Source organism: Streptomyces rhizoryzae (assembly GCF_023155275.1).
In the GTDB taxonomy this organism is placed as follows: Bacteria; Actinomycetota; Actinomycetes; order Streptomycetales; family Streptomycetaceae; genus Streptomyces; species Streptomyces rhizoryzae.
The window spans coordinates 220,897-241,610 of sequence record NZ_JALMUV010000001.1; the positions used below are offsets into that span (position 1 = coordinate 220,897).

A 20,714-nucleotide genomic window follows, 5' to 3' on the forward strand; every position below is an offset into this window, starting at 1 on the left:
ACGGCTGACGGCCTCGGCCGGGTACGGCCTCCCTAGCGCTTGTTGTGGCGGGGCGTCAGGAGGCCGGCGTCGCGGGCTCCGGCGATCAGGCGGAGGGCGCGGCGGCGGTTGCGGCCGGTGGCGTCCATGACCGCGAGGACCGGGTCGCGGCCCTCCTTCTGGGCCGCGCGGTAGGCCGCCGCGGCGACCCTGCGGCGTTCACCGGCCCGGGAGCGGACCAGCACGGCGGAACGGACACCGGCGGCGGGGGTGGGGGTGGCGGGCGGCGCGGACGGTGCGGTGGGCGGTGGCGTGTCCCCGTCCGGGGACGCCTCGTCGCCGGAGCCGGCACAGGGGCCGGAGCCGGTACCGGAGCCGGTACCGGAGTCGGCGCCGGGGCCAGGACCCGTGCCGGAGCCGGCCCCGGACCCGCCCGCCGGAGCCTCACCGGATGCCTCCCCTGATACCCCCACCGGTACCCCCTCCGGTGCCTCCCCCTGTACGACCTCCAGCGCCCCCTCCGGCGCCGCGGTCGAGGGCGCCTCGGCGACTCCGTCGACCGCCGGGGACGCCGCTGCCACCCCCGGAGCGCAGAGCGCCCCCTCACCCCGGACGGCGCCCGCCGCGGGAGCCTCGGCCTCCGCGGGAGACTCGGCCGTCGCGGGGGCTCCCCCGGGGCGGGGTGCGGTGGGGGCCGGGCCGGGGCGCCGGCGCGGGGGTCCGGCAGGGGTGGGGCGGGTCTTCGGGGGGCGTCCGGTGGCCGCGCGGCACGCGTCGTCGAGGGGGCCCTCGATCCAGTGGGCGAGGGTGGCCAGGGCGTCCAGTGTCAGGGGCGGGTCGGCACGGACGTCCTCGACGGTGAGGTGGTCGCCGGAGGCCGTCACCAGGACGTCGATCCGGGCGCCGTGGGGGAAGGTCAGCCGGGCGCTGAACCAGGGACCCAGCCCGGACGCGGCCGAGCCGTGCGCCCGAAGCTCCCAATCGGGCCACTCCAATGCCGCGCCCTGCGCTTTATATCGGGGGTTATCGGTATAAAACTCACTTTCCGACACAAAAAAAACCTAGCCTCCAGCTCACCCGGCCACGGGGCGCGGCACGCTCATCGGACCGGGAGCAACCCCGATAGCGCAGCTCTCCCGCCGGCCGCCCGCCGGTGCCATGCTGGGGGTACTCCGCGGAAGGGGCCACCCGTGCTTCGTGTCGCAGTGATCGGTTCCGGACCGAGCGGTGTCTACACCGCCCAGTCGCTGGTCGGGCAGGAGGAGGTCCCGGACGTCGAGGTCTACGTCCTGGACCGGCTGCCGTGCCCGTACGGGCTGGTGCGCTACGGCGTCGCGCCCGACCACGAGAAGATCAAGTCGCTCCAGAACAACCTCCGGACGGTGCTGGAGCACCCCCGGGTGCACTTCCTGGGCAATGTGGAGGTGGGGTCCGGCGGGGTCGGCCTGGCGGAGCTGCGGGAGATGTTCCACGCGGTGGTGTTCTGCGTGGGCGCGGCCACCGACCGGCATCTGGACATCCCCGGGGAGGCGCTGCCGGGCAGCCATCCGGCCACCGACTTCGTCGCCTGGTACAGCGCGCATCCGGACGCGGCGGACGGCGGCTTCGCGCTGACCGCCCGCTCGGCGATCGTGATCGGGGTCGGCAACGTGGCGGTGGACGTGGCCCGGATGCTGTCCCGGGGCGCCGCCGAACTGGCCGCCACCGACATGCCGCAGGGTGCCCTGGGGGCGCTGGCCGAGAGCCGGGTCGAGGAGGTGTGGATGGTCGGGCGGCGCGGGCCCGCCCAGGCCAAGTTCACGACCAAGGAGCTGCGGGAGCTGGGGGCGCTGCCCGGTACGGAGGTGGTGGTCCGCCCCGAGGAACTGGCGCTGGACCCCGGGTACCGCGATCCGGCCGGGCTGCCGGCCCCGGTGCGGCGGAACGTCGAGGTGCTGCGCGACTGGGCCGAGCGGCCGGTGGCGCGGGCCGCGGGGGTGGGCCGGCCGCGCCGGATCCACCTGCGGTTCTTCCTGCGCCCCGTGGAGATCCTCGGGGACGCGGCCACGGGGGTGCGGGCGGTGCGGTTCGAGCGGACCGTGCCCGACGGGCGGGGCGGGGTCCGGGGCACGGGTGAACGGGAGGAGATCGCGGGCCAGTTGGTGCTGCGGTCGGTCGGCTACCGGGGCGTGCCGCAGCCGGGGCTGCCGTTCGACCCGGCCACGGGGACGGTGCCGCACGCCGGCGGGCGGGTCCTGGTGGACGGCGCGCCGGACCCGGGCGTCTACGTGGCCGGGTGGATCAAGCGCGGCCCCACGGGGGTGATCGGCACCAACCGGCCGTGCGCCAAGGAGACCGCGACGGCGCTGCTGGCCGACGCGGCGGGGCTGGTGCGGCGGCCGGTGGCGGCGGATCCGGTGGCGGCGCTGGAGCGGGCCGGGGCGCGGCCGGTGCCCTGGCAGGGCTGGCTGGCGATCGAGGCCGCGGAGGCGGCGTGGGGCCGCGGTCTGGGGCGCGGCACGGTCAAGCTGGCGGACCGGGCGGAGCTGCTGCGCGCGGCGCGGTCGGCGATGACGCTGCGCTGAGCCTGCGGGGCGGGCCCGTTCAGTGCTCGCCGAGGTGGCGCGCCTGGAGTCCGGCGGCCCGCAGCACCGCGTCGATCAGCCCGGGGAAGAGCGCGTCGAGGTCGTCGCGGCGCAGCCCGTTCATCTTGGCGGTGCCCCGGTAGAACTGCGTGATCACGCCGTTCTCGCGGAGCACCCGGAAGTGGTGCGTACAGGTCGACTTGCTGACCGGCAGCTCGATGTCCGCGCAGTTCAGCTCGCCGTCGGCGGCGGCCAGCGCACAGACGATCCGCAGCCGCATCGGGTCGGCGAGGGCGTGCAGGACCTGGGCGAGCCGGATGTCCTCGCGGGCCGGGTGCGCGAGCGACCGGGCGCCCGAGGCGGCGCCTGCGGCGGGCGTTTCGGTCGACATGACGGCTCCTGACCTGCGGTTCCAATGATGCTGCGGACCTGCGGCGGGCCCGCCCCCGGCGTGCGGGGCGAACCCGCCCCTCCATGGAGCCTCATTGTACGAGAACCATCGTAGTTTGACACACACCGTACTACGACGCCCCTCGCGCCAACCGAGGCAGGGCGGCCCCCGCCGCTCCTCCTCCGGCCGTCGCCGGGTTCGGCGGCGGACCGTCGCTGCGGTGCCGGCTCCTCGGCCCACGGCGGCACCGGCGCGGCGCTTCGGTCAGGGCAGGGGAGCCGCCCTCGGTCGGCCGGGCGAAGGGGAAGTCGGGCGGCGCGCGGATCAGGAACCGGTGGCCGGGGCGGCTGGGGTGGGCGGCTCCGGCGGTTCCGTCAGGTGCACCGAGCCTCCAGGTCCGGTGCAGCCCCGCGCGCCTGACCTGACGATGGCGCATGCCCGTGCCTGCGACGACGCCTCGGCAGCCACCATCGGACTGTAGACGTCGGTGTCGTAGCGGACGTGCTCCTGGTACGAGGCGCCGTTGTCCGCCATGACCTTGGCGATGTCACCGGGAGTCCCCCAACTGATGCGGGCCCACGCCGCCTTGCAGGAGTCGCTGTAGCGCAGCTCCAGGTAGACGTCGTGGACGCGGGTGAGTGCAGCGGTCCAGGCATCGCCCGCACAGCCCGAGGTCTTGGGGTCCGCGCCGCGGCAGCTCTCTTGGAAGCAGTGGGTTTCCAGCGCTTTGGACTCCGTGCCGGTGGTGGTCGCCGGCCGTGCGGCGGTGCCCGGTGAGGCGTGGGACGCCGGTTCCCACCGGATGACGACAACGCTGACGATCAAGGCCGCCAGCGCGGCGGCGGTGCCCACCAGCACGGCCCGGCGCGCCGCTCGCGGGCGCAGCCGGGTCATGGCCGGAAGACGGGGGCGGCGTCTTCGCGGTGGCGGTCCCGCGGCGCTTCCGGGCGGCTGCGGCGGCGACGGTGGGGCGAGGGAACCCGGCGGGTGGGGTGGGGCTCCGGTGGGGGAGGAGCCTGCTGGGTGCGGCGAGGCTGTCGGGTCCGGGGAGGCGGGTGTCTGCGTTGGCTGATCCGGAGCCGCGGGAGGCGCGGCGGACGGCGGCTCCGAGACGTGGCGCCCGCTCCAGGCGCGGTCCGCGAGCTCCCACAGGGCGGCCAGCCGGGCGGCGTCGGCGCCGACCTGGCGGCCGAGGGAGGTGACGGCCTCCTGCGGTGGGAAAGCCTTGCCGTTGAGATAGCGCTCCCACGACGACTTGCTGTGCAGGGTGCGTTCGGCCAAGGAGGCGAGGCTCAGTCCGCTGCGGTCCTTGCAGGCACGCAGCTGGTCGATCAGGTTGCGGACGTCGGCATCAAGGGTGTGCGGCAGAGGTTTCCAGTCAGTCACGCCTCCATGACACGGTCTTTCCGCATTGCTGCATATTCCTCTTTGCGTCAGCTCTGAGGCACACTGGCCGGGATGGGAGGGGGCTTGCGTCCAGCGGGACGGCTGATGGCGGCGGTAGCGATGCTCGCGTTGAGCACGGGCTGCGCAGACCCGGCGTCCGGACCTTCAAGCCCGCCTTCCGCCTCGGGGGAAGGGCACGCCGTGAGGGGGCAGGGCGCCCTGGTGGACGACTGGCGCGACGAGCCATGGCTCGTCCCGGGACACACTCCGCGCAGTGACCTGGTGGGACTGTGGCAGGCGGTGCTCTGGGCGGACGGGTACCTGCCGCGCTCCGGTGTGCACTGCACCTACGACGCCGCGACGGCCCGGGCGACCCGGGTGTGGCAGAGCAACCACGGGCTGTCGGCGGACGGGATCGTGGGGCCCGTGACGTACGGATTCGCGGGGCGCCGGCTCGCGTTGCTGCCCCCGTGGACGGTGTACCGGGGGGAGGTGCGCGATCTTCCGTTGCGCCGTGGCCGCGGGGGCGCCTATGAGGTGTACGACGTCGATGGCTTCCGCGCGGTGAGGTTGCATCAGGTCACCCTCACCGTGTGCCGTGGCCGCTGACCGGTCGCAGCCAACTGTCGTGCTCCGTCACGCACAGTTGGTGTCCCGCCGCCTCCACGCAGGCCCGGGCCGGGAGTTGACCGGCCGCGACCATGTCCGTGCGGGAACCGCCGGAGGCGGCCTGGGCGGTCCTGCCCACGGCGGTCAGGACAAGCCGAGCGGTGCCGCGCGCGGGCTCGACCTCCGCCCAGGCGGACTGGCAGGCCCGGCTGTACCGAAGGCGGAGCTGATGCCCGTAGGCGTTCAGCGCATGGAGCGTGGCGCCGTCCCGGTCGCACTTCTCGCGGTAGGGATCCTGCCCCAGGCAGGTACGGCCGGTGCAGGCTGACCCGCCCGCCGGCACCGGCGCGGTGTGCAACGCCCACGGCCAGACGCGTGTGCCGTCCGGCCCGCCCCGCGCCCCGTCGTTCCCCGCGTCGCCGTGGCTCCCGAACCGGAGCAGCAGCGCAGCCAGCAGGCCGCACGCGACGATCCCGGCCCCGATGGCCGCGGTGCCCGCGGTCGACACGCGCCGGGGGACGCGCCGGGCGGGGGCGTCAGGCGGCGCGGGCCCCGGATCAGGCCGGGCGGCCGCACCGGTCGCCGCGGGGCTTCCCCTGTGCGGTGGCTGCTGAGAAGCGGGCGCGGCTGCCGTCGGCGCCGCGTCCGCCGTGGCGCGTGGCCGGTCCGGCGGTTTCGGCGCCCACGCGTCCGCGGCCGACTCCCACAGGACGCGCAGCCGTTCCCGGTCCGCCCGGGTCACGGTGCCGAGCGCTTCGACGGCCGGCCACGGCGGCAGGGCCCGGCCGTTGAGGTAGCGGTGCCACGACGATCTGCTGTGCGCGGTCCTGGCGGCGAGCGATGCCAGAGTCAGCCGCGAACGGTCCTTCCGGAGCCTGAGCTCTTCGACCAACCGCCGGACCGAGGGCGGGAGATCACCGGGCAGCGGTCGCCATCGGCTCATCGCAGCCCTTCCACGCGGCGGGGGGCAGGTCCACGAGGAGCAAGCATGACGCACGGTGGGCTCGTTCGACAGCCCCGGGACAGCTCGTCCTCTCCGGCCGGCGGGACTGCCGTGGAGGACGGTTGCGGCCGGGCGGACTGCCGTCACCGCCGCCCTGCGCCGCTGCCGGCCCGGTGGCCTGCCGCGGACGCGGTCGGTGGCTCCGGCCGCGTCCGCGGTGCGGGTCAGGCCGCCCAGTACCCCGTGGACGAGGCGTCCGACCTGAACCAGAAGAAGAAGTCCGTGCCGTCGAGCACGTTCGTGGCGAGAGTCGTCCACTGCCCTGCCGTGGTCAGCGTGTAGTCGGTCTGACAGTTTCCGGTCTTCAGCCAGCAGACCTTGACGTACCGGTTGGTGTTGGTCTTGATGTTGATGTCGGCGCAGTTGCCGGTCGTGGTGAGGTAGGCGCTGCCGGTCGGGTAGTCGTAGGAGCCGCTGGGCTTGCTGTAGGCGTGGGCGCTGCCGTAACAACTGGTCGCCGCCGAGGGGGCCGCGTCGCGCCGGGCGGCGTGGGCCGAGGGCGCGACAGCCATGGCGCCGGCGACGAGGGCGACCGAGACCAGGCCCGTCGCGGCGCGTTTGGGTATCTGCATGAGTGGAGTCCTCCCGTGTCGTTGATGGAGCGAGGCGGGGCGAGCGAGGCGCGGGGATCCGACGGCCCCGCGCCCCCGGGCGAGGTGCCCCGCGGGCTCGACGCCGGTGGACGTCCTCCCGCAGCCGCTCCGCGGACCGCCTCACCGGCCCGCCCTCGCTCCGGACCACCGAGCATGGCCCCCCGCCCCCGTCCGGGACAGGACGGGCGAGCAGAGGGGAACATCGTGGGACGTCCCGCCTTCCGACCTCGGCGAACGCACCGCCCGACGGCACCGTCCCGGGACGGCAGCCGCCCGGCTCTCCCGCTCCGGTACGCCGCCGCCCCGGCGGCCGGCCGTCCCGCGGAAGGCGTTCGCCGGCCCGAGCGCAGGGGCCTTCGTCGGTCGACGCGCGTCCCTTCCCGGTGACACACCTCCGGGTGCAGGTAGGGGTGGTCCGCCGGGCGGGGCCATGGGGGGCGGCGCGCTCACCACCGACGGGGAGCGGCGTCGCGAGGTCTGCGGAGGTGTGCGAGGGAGCGCAGGCGCCCGGGGGGTGTGAGCGCGACGGAAAACGCAACCGGGCGGCGCCCGGTGGGCCGCCGTGCGCCCGCGCTACTGTGCGCGTTGCCTTGGCGGTGACTTGACTCTGGTCATGGCGAATCATTCCCGGTTGTTGGGTAATGACCTTCCCGGTTCCGCAACGTTGGATATGCCGATGTAAAGGTTTTTCCGCACGTGCATGGAGGCGCACACCCATGACCGGCCGCCCCGTCGTCCCACGTCAGAGCAATCAGCGGCTGCGGTCGCTCATCCAGGAGGCGGTGGTGTCCAATTCGGCCCTCGCTCGGCAGGTGAACGTGCTGGGGCAGGAGCAGGGGCTGGATCTCCGGTACGACAAGACGTCGGTGAGCCGGTGGTTGCGGGGCCAGCAGCCCAGAGGCCGGGTCCCGGCCATCATCGCCGAGGCGCTGAGCAGCAGACTCGGGCGCACGGTCTCCACCGAGGAGATCGGCATGGCCAACGGCAACAGCGTGACGTGCGGGGTCGGCCTGCACTTCGCCGCCGATGTGCAGGACGCGCTGGAGCAGGTCCGCGAGTTGTGGCAGATGGACGCGGAGTCGAGCGAGGCGCTGTCCGGCATGACGATGGGAGCGCCGGCGCTGGTCGAACCCACGCGGGACTGGCTGATCAGCGCGGTGGACCCGGAGGTGGGACGAAGTCACCGGCTGGGGCCGCGCGCCGGGCCGGACGAGGTCGAGCTGGTGCAGATGACCACCCGGGCGCTCGCGGAACTGGACCACAGGGTGGGGGGCGGGTACGTCCGTCCGGTGGTGGTGTCGTGTCTGCACAGCGTGCTCTCGGGGCTGCTGGCCGGCAGCTACGGCGAGGCCACCGGGCGGCAGCTCTTCGCCGCGGCCGCGAGGCTGACGGAACTCGCCGGGTACACCGCGGTGGACACCGGCCAGCCCGGCCTGGCGCAGCGGTACTACATCCAGGCCCTGCGCCTCGCGCAGGCGGCGGGCGAGCGGTGCTTCGGCGGTTACGTGCTCGCGTCCGGGTTGAGCCGCCTCGCGGTGGACGCGGGCTGCGCCCGGGAAGCGGTCCAGCTCGCCCGGGCGGCCCAGGAGGGGACGCGAGGACAGGCACCACCAGCCGCACAGGCGCTGTTCTTCGCGGCCGAGGCCCGCGGTTACGCGCTGCTCGGCGATTCCCGGATGTGCGGGATGCTCCGGGACAAGGCGATGGAGGCGATGGCCCATGCGGACCCGCTGGACGGGCCCGAATGGCTGGCGCATTTCAACCGGGCTTATCTCGCTGACGAGTTGGCGCACTGCTACCGCGATCTGCGGCAGCCGCAGCAGGCCGCCCGCCGGGCCGCCGAGGCGCTCGCCCGCCATCCGAGGTCCCTGGTGCGCCGGCGGGCGATCGACCTGCTGCTGCTGGCGTCGGCGCAGGTGCAGGCCGGTGCGGTGGACGAGGGGTGCCAGGTGGCCGAAGAGGCCGTGGGTCTGCTGCGGCAGCTCCGGTCGGCGCTGGGCCGGCGGTACCTGGAGCGTTTCCTGGCGGCGCTCCGCCCCTACCGGGACACCAGACCGGCCTGCGAGTTCGACGCCCTGCTCCAGGAGAACGACGCGCATGTCCCCGCCCGGCACGCGTGCGGCGAATAGTGCGGGGCGGCGCGGGACGCGGCGGCCGGCGGTCCGTGCCGCGCCGGGGAGGGTGCCGCCGGTTCCGCCCGGCCGCCGGCTCCCCGACGCGGCCGCGGCCGGTGCCCGAGGTGGTGCGGGTGCCCCGGGTGCGCTCACGGCTGCGGGAGGCGGCCGGCAGGTGCGCCCGTGGCCAGGGGCACCGTCGCCCAGACCGTGCAACCGTTGTCGGGGCCCGTGCGGCGGCCCCACTGGGTGCAGGACCTGGCGACCAGGTCGAGGCCGCGGCCCCGCTCCTGGCCGTGGTCGGGGCTCCGCCTGCGCGGCACCCAGGGGGTCCCGCCGCCGTCCTGGACCTCCAGGTGCAGCTCATCCGCGGTCCGGCGGAGCCGGCAGGTGATGCGCAGCGTGCCGGAGTGCTGGATCGCGTTGGTGACGAGTTCGGACAGGACGAGCAGGACGAGGTAGCGGGTGTCCTCACCACGGATCCGCTGTCCGTCCAGCCAGGCACGGACCAGGGCCCGGCAGACCGGCACCGAGCGCTCCAGCGGCGGCAGGCTGAAGGTGGTGTGCTTGCCGGAGCGCCACCGGTCGGCCGGGATAACCGCGGCTTGCGCGTCGGGCCAGGTCTCGACCTGGTGGGCCGTCAGGTGAATGCCGATTTCTTGTGTGCTGGGTAACACGACTACCCCTTTCGCAAGGTTCCTCTCGGACCCCCGATGCCAATAGCGGAATCTCCGGGCTTTTTACGCCGCGATTCCTCGACCGAATTCCACTATCCAGTGAAGCAGTACGGAAGGCATGACGGAAGGCGTATTCAGGGGCATACAAAGGGGCGCGGTGAAATATCGGAGCGAAGTACTATCACCGTAAGAAAACGTTGTGCGGGAATGGCGAAACGCGAAGAATTGGCGCCGTTTCCGGGGAACGTCCGCCCGCTGGCGCGGCGTTCGGCGGGCACTGTGCAAGTGCCCGCCGAACAGGGAGGATTGCGGCTCAGGACGCGCTATGAGGCGTCCAGTCCAAGACTCAGCCGGTCCGCGATGCCCGCGGCGAGCTCGGCCAGTGTGGGGTGTTGCCATACGAAGTTCCGCGGCACGGAGACGGCGAAAGTCCGCTCGATGCGGGCCCGCAGCTCAAGGGCCAGCAGCGAGTCGAATCCCAGCGATTTCAGCGGAATCTGGGGATCGACCGCGCCGTCTCCGAGGCGCAGCACCGCCCGGACGTGGTCCGCCAGGTATTCCTCCAGCGCGGTTCTCCGGGCCAGACCGGCCGGCAGGGCAGCGAGCCGGGCCGGCACGTCCGCGCCGTCCTCGGGAGCCGGGGGCGGTGCGGGGGACCGCCCGGCCGGGACGTCGCTGAAGAAGGGCAGGTGCCGCCCCGCGGGCGGGAGCCAGGTGTCGGCGGGGCCCGGGAGGACCCCGGTCTGCACCCGCCGCTCGGTCAGCAGGCAGTGCAGGGCGGCCATGCCCTCGTCGGTGGGGATGGTGTGGTAGCCGCGCCGGCCGAAGTCGGTGGCGACGCCGGTCTCGCCCCACGGGCCCCAGTTCACCGCCAGGGTGGGCAGGCCCTGGGCGGCGCGCCAGGCAGCGAAGCCGTCGAGCCAGGAGTTCGCCGCGGCGTAGGCGCCCTGGCCGGGGTTGCCGAGGAGGGAGGCCATCGAGGAGAAGGCCGCGAACCAGTCCAGCGGGGACCCCTCGGTGGCGTGGTGCAGGCGCCAGGCACCCGTGGCCTTCGGCCGCCAGACATGCTCCAGCTGCTCGTCGGTGACGTTCGCCAGCACCGCGTCGTCCAGGACCATGGCGCAGTGGACCACTCCGTGCAGGCGGTGGCCGCCGGTCGCCGCGGTCGTCACCAGCCGCTCCGCGGTGCCCGGTTCGGCGATGTCGCCGAGGACCACCGTCACCTTGGTGCTGCCCTTGCCCAGGCCCGCGATCTGCCGTGCCGCCTCGGGGGAAGGGGCCGTGCGGCCGTTGAGGACGAGGTGGCCGGCTCCCTGCGCCGCCAGCCACTGCGCCGTGGCCAGTCCCACCCCGCGCAGTCCGCCGGTGACGAGGTACGCCCCGCCCTTGCGCACCGGCAGGTCCAGCTCCGGGAGCACCGCGGGGGCCTGCCCGGAGGACGGCACGGTCAGCACGAGCTTGCCGGTGTGATCGGCGGCGGCCATGGTGCGGAAGGCCGTGGTGGCCTCGGGAAGGGGGTACTCGGTGCAGTGCAGCGGGGTCAGCTGCCCGGCCCCGAAGGCGTCGAGGACCTCCTGCCACACCGCGGCGAACGCGGCGGGGCGGTGGCGGCGCAGCTCGATCAGGTCGACGGTGCGCAGCGTGACGTTGTGGCGCAGGGGCCGCATGCCCAGCGGGGCGTCGGAGAGGATGTCGCGCACACCGAGTTCCACGAAGCGGCCGAACGGGCGGAGCGTCTCCAGCCCGGTCCGGATCGCCGCCCCGGAGAGCGAGTTGAGCACGACGTCGACGCCGTCGCCGGTCGCTTCCCGGACCTGCGCGCCGAAGTCCAGCGAACGGGAGTCCATGACGTGCCGGATGCCCATACCGCGCAGGAAGCGGCGCTTGTCCTCGCTGCCGGCGGTGGCCAGCACCTCGGCCTCCAGGGACCGGGCCACCGCGATCGCCGCCAGTCCGGTGCCGCCGGTGGCCGAGTGGATCAGCACCCGTTCCCCCGACGTCAGCCGTGCCACGTGCCGCAGGGCGTACCAGGCCGTCAGGAAGGCGATCGGCAGCCCCGCCGCGGTGGCGCCGTCCAGACCGGCGGGGAGCGGCGCCACCGCCTCGGCCGGGAGGGTCAGGAAGGAACCGAACGCGCCGCCCCGCAGCTCGACGGCGACCACCTCGTCCCCGACCTGGAGGTGCTCGACGCCCTCCCCCACCGCGCTGACGACACCGGCGCATTCGAAGCCGACGCGGTAGCGGACGTCCTCGTCGCCGGGGAGCAGGCCCATCGCCGTCAGCACGTCGCGGAAGTTCAGGCCGGCCGCGGTGACCCGCACCTCGACCTCGCCGCGCTGCGGCGGGCGCCGCCCGACCGCGGCGTACTCCAGGCTCGACAGGTCTCCCAACCGGCCCGCGCGCAGCCGGAACCCGTCGACGCCGTACCGCACCGTACAGCGCGTCGGCGGCCGGTCCGGACCGGTCGGGGCGGGCCGCAGCCGGGCCACCCAGCGCTCGCCGGCGCGCAGCGCGACCTCGTCGTCCTCGGTGTCCGCGAGCAACTCCCCGGCCACGTCCGCGGGGTCCGCGGTGCGGGGGTCGGCGTCCACCAGGGCCGGTCGCAGGTCGGGGTGTTCCAGGGCGGCGACCCGCACCAGGCCCCGCAAGGGGCTCTGGCCGAGGTCGACGGTGTCGTCCGGCAGGACGTTCCGGGCGCCCTGGGTGAGGACGTAGAGCCGGGGCGCGGCCGGGCCCGCGGCGACGGCCTGCACCGCGGCGAGGAGTCTGCGGGTGCGGCGCAGAGCGTCCCCGGCCGGTTCGGCAGCGCTCCGCCGGCCGCACACCAGCACCACCGCGCGCGGGGGTTCCAGACCGGCCGCCAGGCGTTCGCCGAGGGAGTCGCGGAGCGTTTCGAGGGGTGTGTCGTCCAGGGGGCGGTCCCAGACACTCGTGCGGGCGCAGCGGGAGCGCAGCGCGGCGGCCAGGATCCGGGCCGACCCGTCCGCCTCCCCCACCAGGAACCAGCTCCCCGGCGCCCGGCCGTCCTCGGCCGGGCTCCGGTCCGAGCGCCGCCAGCCGATTTCCAGCAGCCAGTCGGGCGCCGCCGTCGTGCTGCGCACGGCCCGCCGCACGAACCGCAGGCCGTGGACGGCGGCGACGACCGCGCCGCTGCCGTCCAGGAGGCGGACGTGGGCCACCACGCCGCCCGGTGCGTTCTGGCTGATGTGCGCGTGGCAGTACTCGGCCCGTGCGGGGTCGCCCAGGACGCGCACCGCCTGGACGGCCACCGGCAGCACCGGGGCGGTGTCGTCCTGGTGCATCAGCGGGGCGACCGCGAGCTGGGCGCAGAGGTCGAGCAGTACGGGGTGGACGGGGAGGCCGGGGGCGGGATCGTTCGCCCGGGCCGGCACCGTGATCCTGGCGAAGTAGCTGCCGTGGTGGCGTTCGGTGCGCAGTTCGGTGATGCCGGTGAAGGCCGGGCCGTGTTCCAGACCGCGCCCGCGCAGGTTCCGGTACAGGTCTGCGGGGTCCAGCCGCACCGGGTGGCGCACCAGGAGGGCCTCGATGGGCCGGGGCCGGGTGTCGGGGCGTACGGTCAGCCGGTGCAGCACCGCGTCGGCCTGGCGCTCCCAGTCACCCTCCGCGTCCCGGGTGAGGATCTGGCAGTGCGCCCGGTCGGGCGCTGCCATCGTGACGACGGTGCTGAGGTCGGTGTGCCGGCCCAGGCGCAGCAGCTGTTCGAAGTGGACGTCGGTGACGTCCACTTCGTGCGGCGCGGCCCCGAAGACCTCGGTGGCCGCCGCGAGCGCGATCCCGCAATAGGCGGCTCCGGGCATGACCGGGCTGCCGTGGACGCGGTGGTCGGCGAGCCAGGGCAGGGCGTCCGTACCGCCATCGGCGCGCCAGCAGTGCCGCACGGGTGCACCGGGCACTTCGGTGTGCTGGCCGGGCAGGGTCGTGCCGGCCGGTGCGGCCGGAGCCGGGGGCCGGGCGGCGGCCTCCGCCCAGTGGTGGCGCCGGTCGAAGGTGAGGGTGGGCGCGTCGACGAGGTGCCCACCGCCGTAGAGGCGCCGCCAGTTCACCGGGACCCCGGCGCAGTGCAGTGCGGCGAGCTGGGTCCGCAGGGTGGCCGGTTCGTCCTCGTCGCGGCGGAGCGTGGGCAGCACGGTCGGGGACGTGGCCAGTCCGGACAGGCTCCGCTCGACGGAGTGGGTGACGACGGGGTGGGGTGAGAGTTCGACGTAGACCTGGTGCCGGTCGGCCGCCGCGGCGGCCACCGCCTCGGCGAAGCGGACCGGGCGGCGGAGGTTGTCGCACCAGTAGTCGGCGTCGAACGACGGGGTGGCGCCGGCCTCCACCGCCGTCGAGTAGAACCGCACCGCGGGCGGCCGGGGCCGGAGCCCGGCCAGTGCCGAGCGCAGCGCGGGCAGGACCGGGTCGACCAGCGGGCAGTGGGAGGCGACGTCCACGGCGATCGGGAGGACCGCGATGCCCCTGGCCTCCCAGGCGGCGGCCAGCCGGCTCACCTCCGCGGTGCGTCCGGCCACGACGGTGGTGTCCGGTGAGGCGAGCACGGCGACCGAGACGGTTTCGGCGGCGCAGGCGGCGAGTTCCTCGCGTACCGCGTCGGCGCTCAGCCCCACGCTCAGCATGCTGCCGGTACCGGCGATGTCGCTCAGCAGGCCGGACCGGCGGCAGATCACCCGGACCCCGTCGGCGAGGGTCAGTGCGCCGGCCACCACCGCCGCCGCGACCTCGCCCATGGAGTGGCCGATGACCGCGGCGGGTTCGACACCGTACGAGCGCCAGGTCCCGGCAAGCGCGATCTGGAGGGCGAACAGCACCGGCTGCACGTCGCCGCAGCCCTTGACGGGCCGTCCCTTGCGGAGGATGTCGACGACCGGCACCCGGCTCTCGGACCGGATGAGCGCGTCGGCCTCGTCCAGTGCCTCGCGGAAGGCCGGTTCGGTCCTCAGCAGGCCCCTCCCCATCCCGGGCCACTGCGAGCCGTGGCCGGAGAACACCCAGACCGGGTGCCGCTCGACCGCCGCGTCCACCGTCCCCGTGACGACGGCGGGGTGCCGCTCCCCGGCGGCGAACGCCCGCAGCGCGGCGAGGAGTTCGCGGCGGCTCCCGGTCACCACGCCCAGCCGGCCGCGGCCGGAGCAGCGCCGCAGGGCCAGGGTGTGCGCGAGGTCCCGGAGCGGCACCTGCGCGCCCTCGCCGGCCAGCCAGTCGGCGAGCCCGCCGGCCGCGGCGGGCAGGACGGCGGGCGAGCCGGCCGGGACGAGGAAGACGTCGGGCGCCGCCGGGGAGGCCGGTTCCTCGGGGCGCCGGGGGGCCGGGGGCTTCGGCGCCTGCTCCAGCAGGACATGGGCGTTGGTGCCCGCGAAGCCGAAGGAGGACACCGCCGCCAGCCGGCCCCGCCCCGGGAGGGGCCAGGCGGTCAGCTCGGTGGGGACGAAGAAGCGGGTGTCGTCCGCGGCGATGACCGGGTTCCAGCGCCGGAAATGGAGGTTCGCCGGGACGGCGCCCCGCTGGAGGCAGAGCACGGCCTTGATCAGCCCGGTGACGCCGGCGGCCGGCTCCAGATGTCCGAGGTTGGTCTTCACCGAGGTCAGGGCGCAGCGCCCGGGGCCGTCGCCGTAGACGTCGGCCAGGCCGGCGAACTCGACCGGGTCCCCCACCGGCGTCCCCGTGCCGTGGGTCTCCACCATCCCGACGTCCCGGGGGTCGGTGCCGGACCGGTTGAGGGCTTCCCGGTAGAGCGCCCGCTGGGCGGCGGCCGAGGGAGCGGCGAGGCCGTCGGACGAACCGTCCTGGTTGGTCGCGGAGCCGCGCAGCACCGCCAGGACGCGGTCGCCGTCCCGGAGGGCGTCGGCCAGGCGCTTGAGCACCACCACGCCGCAGCCCTCGCCGCGGACGAACCCGTCGGCCCCGGCGTCGAACGTGCGGCAGCGTCCGCTGGCGGAGAGCATGCCCATCCTGGCGAAGGAGCGGGTGATGCGGGGCTGGAAGGTCAGGGTGACGCCGCCGGCCAGCGCCAGGTCGCACTCGCCGGAGGACAGTGCCTGGCGAGCCATGTGGACGGCCACCAGAGAGGAGGAGCAGGCGGTGTCCAGGGCCACGCTCGGCCCGTGCAGCCCCAGGAGGTAGGAGACCCGGCCGGCCGCCACGCAGTGGCCGTTGGTCAGGATCGACCCTTCGAGTTCGCGGGGCGTCCCGGTCAGCTGGTCCATGTAGTCGCCGTAGCTGATGCCGGTGAAGACGGCGGTCGGCGTGCCGTGCATCCGCTCCGGCGGCAGACCGGCGTGTTCCAGCGCTTCCCAGGTGACTTCCAGCAGCAGGCGGTGCTGGGGGTCCAGCACATCGGCCTCCCGGCCCGCGACGCCGAAGAAGGCGGCGTCGAAACCGGTCACCTCGCGCAGATAGCCGCCCGGCGGCAGGCCCGGCGCCCCGGGATCACCCCGGCCGAGCGAGTCGCCCTGGACGAGGCGCCGGCGTTCGGGAGGGAGTGCGCCGACCGCGTCCCGGCCCTCCGCCAGCAGGCGCCACAGGGCCGCGGGTGACGGGGTGTCGCCGGGGAGGCGGCACCCCATGCCGATCACGGCGATGCGCTCGGCGGACGGGGCCTGCGGCGCGGCGGCCGGAGGAAGCGTGTGGTTGCTCATCGGATCTCCGTACGTTGGCGTGGTCCGCGGTCACACGGCCTGTGTGCTGCCGAGCAGGATGGCGTTCTTGACCCCGCCGACCTGGTAGTTGAAGCTCAGCGCGTAGTCGAAGTCGAGGGGGCGGGGCCGCACCCCGGGCACGGGGTCGAAGGTCAGCACGTCGGCGGGCTGCTCGCAGTTGGCGGTGGGACAGACCTGGCCGCGCTCCATCATCATCAGCGTCAGGGCGACCCCCACGCAGCCGGCCGGTGCGCCGTTGTGGCCGAAGCAGCCCTCCTGGGACGTCACCAGCGGGGTCCTGCCCGCCCCGTACAGCTCCTGGACGGCGGCGGCCTCGAAGGCGGTGACGACGACATTGCCGTCGCTGCCGCCGTGCACGTACGGGATGTTGCCCAGGTCCCACCGGTCGCCCAGGCAGCGGCGGACGGCGGCGACCAGTTCGCCGCCGGTCTCGTCGCACGCGAGCGGGTTGGCCAGGCCGTCGCGCGTCATGGCGGTGGCGAGGATCTGGCCGTAGAGGTGCGCACCGCGCCGGACGGCGTGGTCCCAGCTCTCGATGATCAGTGTTGCGGAGCCCTCGCCGTGGTTGATGGAGCTCGCCCGGCGGTCGTAGGGGCGCATGAGCGAGAGGAACGACGGCACCGCGTCGGGCATCCCGGGCGTCCGCACGGACTCGTAGGTCTGCTGGGCCCCGTGCAGCAGCCGCTGGATGTTCTGGATCAGCTGCACGTTGAAGACGTCGACGCCGGTGACCACGGCGATGTCGGCCTCACCGCGGGTGATCATCTGCCGGGCGTGGCCGATCTGCACGGCGGACGACGCGCAGCCGCACGAGACGGTGTAGACCGGGCCGTTGGAGCGGAGCAGCGCCGACTGGACCAGGGCGACGTCGGAAGGGGTCACCGCCTGCTGCGCCGCGACGAAAAGTTCCATGGCTTCCGGTGCGCTGGTCGTCGCGGGGTCGGCGCGGAGCACCGACAGATAGCTGTCGATGTTCGCGTCCACTCCCCCGCGTCCGACCAGAACGGCGGCATCGCCGAGTTCTCCGCCCCGGAAGTCCAGACCGGCGTCCTCGCAGGCATGGGCCAGCGAGAGCATGCCGTAGCGGTGCGCCGAGGTGTAATGGCGGGAGAAGAACGGCGGCAGGTCGGGGAAGTGCTCGTCGAACATTTCCTGGGTCAGGTCGACGGTGCCGTAGTAGACCTCGTCGTACTGAAGGCACGACCGGCCGTTCGCGGCGACGTCCCATGCCTGATCGGCCGTGAAAACCGGTCCGCTCAGGCCGGGGAGGCAGAAACCGACACCGGTCACCACGGCCCGGCGGCCGGTGTCGTGGTCCTCGGGGTACGTGGTTTGTGGCTTCATGGCAGGACTCCGTCCCTCACGGGGATCGTCAGGTCCGTCCCCGGTGAAATGATTTTTCGGTGGAGCGCGACGCCTATTCGGCGATAGACGTGCGGTAACGCCAGCGGTACACGGGGACTTGTTCACCGTCCAGCTCCGCGTATTCGCCGTAGAATTCGAAACGCTCGTAACCGCTGCCGCGCACGAGGCGTACCGGATCCCGGACTTCGTCCGGGGAGATGCGGGGAAGAGCTGTCCCCCCGGGCTCGTCGACGAGAATCACGATGCTTTTCCGTGGCATGGTCCACTCCGGGGTTCTTTTCGCAGGATTTCCGGGGCCCCGGCCGGGCTGCGGGCCGATGGCGGTGCAGAGTGCGGTGGGGGAACCTGCGCGGAGGTCACCGCGGGGGCGGCGGCTGCCGGAAGGGCGACGAGGGCTGCGCCGGGCGTACCGCGGAGCTGCGTCGGCCAACGGCCGTCAACAGCGGTGCAAGCGGTGTCCGCTGTCGGGCGTGGCATCCTGGGCATCGGCCACCACGCGGGGAATTCGATCGCACGCCCCTGGCTGAGGTGGGGCCGATCGGCCGGTGCCGGAATCCGGCACCGGCCGACGGATCCAAAGCCCTCTGCCGGGGACGCCCATACGGCACCGGGCTGACCCGCAACCAGGCACTGGGCCGGGCCGACGAGCAGATCGGATACCGCTCCCCGGAGAGGGTGGGCGGCCCACCGGTTGGATGCGAACCAGTTATCCACGGGCGCCGGTCGGGCTACAACAGTCAACCGTTAAGCCCACCCGTTCGGAGCAGCGCGAAAGACCGCGAACACGCACCGACCAACTTGCGCACCGGCATTGGTGGATGCTTTTAATTCACGCATGACCGACCTGGCCTCGCCCTACCTCGCGCCTCGACTCCACGGCGAAGGGAAGAGCTGTTCCACCAACGGTTCAGCACTGGGCAGTTCGGCACTGGGCATTCGAAAACTGGAGGCCGGCCGCTGCACATATAGTTGCTCTCGTCAACATTTCCCGGCGATAGCCGCACTCCGGTTCCATTTCCGTACGAATAAATCCCGCCAGCCCGCCGGCCCGGCAGCCCGGCAGGCGTCCCGGCCACAACTCCCATGAGAACAAGGGCTATTCAAGAATGACGATTGATTACTCGCACGAGCCCTCCCCTGCGGCGGCCGGCCGCACGATGTCACTCGCCGAGTACGGGGAATGCCGGTGGACGGCGGCGATGCGCGGGCTGGAGCCGCTGACCATGTGCCCGTACGAGGCCGGGTGGCGGCTGCGGGTCCTGCCCAGTCTGGGGCACGTGCCGGTGCACGGGATGACCCGGCGGGCCGTCAACCGCGCACTGCACGGCTGGATCGCCGACGAGTGTGGTCTGTCGACGGTGAAGAACAGCCTGGCCGTGCTGGTACGGGTCCTGGAACAAGCCGTGCGGGACGGTCTGCTCGACGCCAACCCCGCCCGCATCGTCGGCTGGCAGCGGGAGTACCAGCGCGCCCAGCACGAACGGACCGCACCGCGGTCCCTGGCGCTGCCCGGACCGGCGGCCCTCGACCGCCTGGCGGCCGGGCTCGTCCGGCGGTCCGCGGACGGTTACGAGGGCTGGGGCGACATCGTGCGTTTCGCGGCCTGGACGGCCGCCCGGTTCAGCGAAGTGTCCGCCCTGCGCGCCCAGGACATCGACCCGGTCAGCTGGACCTGGCAGGTGTGCCGGCACACCGTCTCCGTGCCGGGCGGCCTGAGCGACTGCGCGTGCCGGGGCAGGAGCCGGCGCGCGGTGCCGCTGCGGCCCGCGGCCCGGATACTGCTTGCCGGCAGGCTCCGGGCGGCACGCCACTCCCCGCAGGCCCGGCTGTTCACCGCACCGTGCGGTGGCCGGTTCTCCACCCCGCTGCTGAGGCAGGCGACCGACTGGGACGAGGCCGTGGTGGAGCTCGGGCACGAGTTCCTGCTCCGCCACGATCTGCGGCCCACCGGTCTGACGTGGCTGGCCGCCGCCGGGGTGCCGCTGTCCGTACTGCACGAGGTGGCCGAGCGTCCCGCGCCGGACCGGCTCCGGCGCTATCTCCCGCCGGAGGAGCGCCCGGTGCGGGAGGCCGCGCCGGGGGTGCCGCCGCAGAGGTCCGGCCCCCGTCCCTGAGCGGGGCGGGGGCCGGACCGGAGGTGTTCACCGTGCTCTCCCCGTCACGTACGGCGCCGGGCCGCGGCTCTCCGGGGCCTGGGGAGGGCCCTCACCTCACACGTAGGTGAAGGCTCCGGCGCTGACGGTGCCGCCGGGGGTCGTGACGATCACCGGGACGGTCGTCGCGGGCGTCCCGGGCGGGACGGTGCCGGTGATGACGGTCCCGGTCCCGTTGACGGTGACCCCGGTGGCGGGAACCGCACCGAACATCACGATGGCCCCGGTGAGGTTGGTGCCGGTGATGGTGAAGGTCGCGCCCGCGGCACCGGCCGGCGGCGTGACCGGGATGGTGACGGTGGGCGGCAGGACGGCCGGCAGGTAGGTGAACCCGCCGGGGACGGTGGTGGTGCCGCCCGGAGTCGTCACCACGACCGGGACGTTGCCGCCGCCGACGGGCCCGGCCGGAACGATGCCGATCAGGAACATGCCGGTGGGGTCGGTGCCCAGGACGGTCGCCGGAGTGCCCCCGAACGTGACGGTCCCGTTCTGGAGTCCGGTACCGATGATGGTGAACGGGATGCCGCCCGCGACCGGGCCGCTGGTCGGGATGATCGCCGTGGCGTGCGGGACCGGCGGCGCCGCGTACACGTAGGTCACCGGGTTGCTGGTCCCTACCGCGTTGGTGGCGGTGACCTGCACCGCACCGGCCGCGTGGGCCGGTGCCAGCACCGTGACGGTCAGCCCCAGGGGGTCCTGCCCGATGATGGTCGCCGGCGTGCTGCCGAACAGGACACTGGTGGTGCCCGCCAGTCCCAGACCGAACAGCGTCACCGTGTTACCGCCCGCGACCGGGCCGGAGTTCGGCAGCACGGCGAGCAGGACCGGGCCGAAGCCCGGGAACGGGAACGGGAACGCCGGGGACGGGGGGAGCTGGAGCTGGGCCTGCGGGGTGAGTTGGGGTGTGGATGTGGACATGGGAGTCCTCCTGCTGTCTGCGGCTTGTCGCCCGGCCCGGCTCGCGACCGAGGTGGCGCGTGAGCCGAAGGTCCGGGCACGGACAGCAGCCGGCCGTACCGGCGGGGGAACACCGGCGGGGCGGTCAGGGCCCGCTCGCACTCGCGAGGTACGGGGCCCGTCACGCTGCCGGGCTTCCTGCACAGCCCTGCACACAGGGACTGGAGGGGGCGGCCGACCACTGAAGCCCGAGGGGGATGGACGGCCCGCCAACCAGGCATCACCAGTAACCCAGAAGGGTTTTCGGCA

General features: G+C 74.0%; 14 protein-coding genes and 1 pseudogene. 4 read left to right on the plus strand and 11 right to left on the minus strand.

Features of this window, described 5'->3' with window-relative positions; genetic code table 11:
* Window positions 1-32: 32 nt before the first annotated feature.
* The gene (locus MUU72_RS01085; RefSeq protein ID WP_282503470.1) at window positions 33-974 is read right to left on the minus strand and encodes a DUF6214 family protein; all 942 of its coding nucleotides are present in this window, start codon (window positions 972-974) and stop codon (window positions 33-35) included.
* A gap of 195 nt (window positions 975-1,169) precedes the next feature.
* On the opposite strand from MUU72_RS01085, the gene MUU72_RS01090 reads away from it, so the two are divergent.
* A complete protein-coding gene (locus MUU72_RS01090; RefSeq protein ID WP_248011142.1) occupies window positions 1,170-2,543 on the plus strand; it encodes an FAD-dependent oxidoreductase in 1,374 nt (457 codons plus the stop codon).
* Window positions 2,544-2,562: 19 nt separating this feature from the next.
* Here MUU72_RS01090 and MUU72_RS01095 read toward each other — a convergent pair whose 3' ends face one another.
* Both MUU72_RS01095 and MUU72_RS01100 read right to left on the minus strand, forming a co-directional pair.
* The gene (locus MUU72_RS01095) at window positions 2,563-2,934 is read right to left on the minus strand and encodes an ArsR/SmtB family transcription factor (RefSeq protein ID WP_248011143.1); all 372 of its coding nucleotides are present in this window, start codon (window positions 2,932-2,934) and stop codon (window positions 2,563-2,565) included.
* Between the two features lie 324 nt (window positions 2,935-3,258).
* Window positions 3,259-4,320: a helix-turn-helix domain-containing protein gene (locus MUU72_RS01100; RefSeq protein WP_248011144.1), complete on the minus strand. Its 1,062-nt coding sequence runs from the start codon at window positions 4,318-4,320 to the stop codon at window positions 3,259-3,261.
* A gap of 222 nt (window positions 4,321-4,542) precedes the next feature.
* Between MUU72_RS01100 and MUU72_RS01105 the strand changes: the two genes are divergently transcribed.
* Window positions 4,543-4,929 (plus strand): peptidoglycan-binding domain-containing protein, encoded by a 387-nt coding sequence (locus MUU72_RS01105; RefSeq protein WP_248011145.1) that lies wholly within the window; start codon window positions 4,543-4,545, stop codon window positions 4,927-4,929.
* Here the strand turns inward: MUU72_RS01105 and MUU72_RS35535 are convergent.
* The 3 genes and pseudogenes from MUU72_RS35535 to MUU72_RS01115 form a co-directional block, all read right to left on the minus strand.
* Window positions 4,907-5,437 carry a DUF2690 domain-containing protein gene (locus tag MUU72_RS35535; protein WP_248011146.1) on the minus strand — a complete coding sequence of 177 codons (531 nt, stop codon included), beginning with the start codon at window positions 5,435-5,437 and terminating at the stop codon, window positions 4,907-4,909. The genes MUU72_RS01105 and MUU72_RS35535 overlap by 23 nt on opposite strands.
* Window positions 5,438-5,653: 216 nt before the next feature.
* Window positions 5,654-5,872: pseudogene (locus tag MUU72_RS35820) on the minus strand (helix-turn-helix domain-containing protein); the annotation flags it as partial.
* 224 nt (window positions 5,873-6,096) lie between these two features.
* Window positions 6,097-6,504 carry a hypothetical protein gene (locus MUU72_RS01115; RefSeq protein WP_248011147.1) on the minus strand — a complete coding sequence of 136 codons (408 nt, stop codon included), beginning with the start codon at window positions 6,502-6,504 and terminating at the stop codon, window positions 6,097-6,099.
* A gap of 737 nt (window positions 6,505-7,241) precedes the next feature.
* Between MUU72_RS01115 and MUU72_RS01120 the strand changes: the two genes are divergently transcribed.
* Window positions 7,242-8,654: an NsdA family TPR-like regulatory protein gene (locus MUU72_RS01120; RefSeq protein WP_248011148.1), complete on the plus strand. Its 1,413-nt coding sequence runs from the start codon at window positions 7,242-7,244 to the stop codon at window positions 8,652-8,654.
* A 134-nt stretch (window positions 8,655-8,788) separates the two neighbouring features.
* Here the strand turns inward: MUU72_RS01120 and MUU72_RS01125 are convergent, their stop codons facing one another.
* The 4 genes from MUU72_RS01125 to MUU72_RS01140 all read right to left on the minus strand — a co-directional run bounded on the left by MUU72_RS01125 (window position 8,789) and on the right by MUU72_RS01140 (window position 17,614).
* Complete coding sequence (locus tag MUU72_RS01125) at window positions 8,789-9,316, minus strand: ATP-binding protein (protein WP_248011149.1); 528 nt, start codon at window positions 9,314-9,316, stop codon at window positions 8,789-8,791.
* Window positions 9,317-9,639: 323 nt separating this feature from the next.
* The gene (locus MUU72_RS01130; RefSeq protein ID WP_248011150.1) at window positions 9,640-15,969 is read right to left on the minus strand and encodes a type I polyketide synthase; all 6,330 of its coding nucleotides are present in this window, start codon (window positions 15,967-15,969) and stop codon (window positions 9,640-9,642) included.
* A 30-nt stretch (window positions 15,970-15,999) separates the two neighbouring features.
* Complete coding sequence (locus tag MUU72_RS01135; protein WP_248011151.1) at window positions 16,000-17,334, minus strand: beta-ketoacyl synthase N-terminal-like domain-containing protein; 1,335 nt, start codon at window positions 17,332-17,334, stop codon at window positions 16,000-16,002.
* A 73-nt stretch (window positions 17,335-17,407) separates the two neighbouring features.
* The gene (locus MUU72_RS01140) at window positions 17,408-17,614 is read right to left on the minus strand and encodes a DUF5988 family protein (protein WP_282503472.1); all 207 of its coding nucleotides are present in this window, start codon (window positions 17,612-17,614) and stop codon (window positions 17,408-17,410) included.
* Between the two features lie 847 nt (window positions 17,615-18,461).
* Between MUU72_RS01140 and MUU72_RS01145 the strand changes: the two genes are divergently transcribed.
* The gene (locus MUU72_RS01145; protein WP_248011153.1) at window positions 18,462-19,469 is read left to right on the plus strand and encodes a tyrosine-type recombinase/integrase; all 1,008 of its coding nucleotides are present in this window, start codon (window positions 18,462-18,464) and stop codon (window positions 19,467-19,469) included.
* A 96-nt stretch (window positions 19,470-19,565) separates the two neighbouring features.
* On the opposite strand, the gene MUU72_RS01150 is transcribed toward MUU72_RS01145, so the two are convergent.
* Window positions 19,566-20,426 (minus strand): IPT/TIG domain-containing protein, encoded by an 861-nt coding sequence (locus MUU72_RS01150; RefSeq protein ID WP_248011154.1) that lies wholly within the window; start codon window positions 20,424-20,426, stop codon window positions 19,566-19,568.
* Window positions 20,427-20,714 lie beyond the last annotated feature (288 nt).

Excerpts from the sequence above, each read along its gene's own strand:
- MUU72_RS01140 (WP_282503472.1), bottom strand. The coding sequence starts at position 17,614 with ATGCCACGGAAAAGCATCGTGATTCTCGTCGACGAGCCCGGGGGGACA.
- MUU72_RS01115 (WP_248011147.1), bottom strand. The coding sequence starts at position 6,504 with ATGCAGATACCCAAACGCGCCGCGACGGGCCTGGTCTCGGTCGCCCTC.
- MUU72_RS01130 (WP_248011150.1), bottom strand. The coding sequence starts at position 15,969 with ATGAGCAACCACACGCTTCCTCCGGCCGCCGCGCCGCAGGCCCCGTCC.
- MUU72_RS01120 (WP_248011148.1), top strand. The coding sequence starts at position 7,242 with ATGACCGGCCGCCCCGTCGTCCCACGTCAGAGCAATCAGCGGCTGCGG.
- MUU72_RS01145 (WP_248011153.1), top strand. The coding sequence starts at position 18,462 with ATGACGATTGATTACTCGCACGAGCCCTCCCCTGCGGCGGCCGGCCGC.
- MUU72_RS01150 (WP_248011154.1), bottom strand. The coding sequence starts at position 20,426 with ATGTCCACATCCACACCCCAACTCACCCCGCAGGCCCAGCTCCAGCTC.
- MUU72_RS01135 (WP_248011151.1), bottom strand. The coding sequence starts at position 17,334 with ATGAAGCCACAAACCACGTACCCCGAGGACCACGACACCGGCCGCCGG.
- MUU72_RS01095 (WP_248011143.1), bottom strand. The coding sequence starts at position 2,934 with ATGTCGACCGAAACGCCCGCCGCAGGCGCCGCCTCGGGCGCCCGGTCG.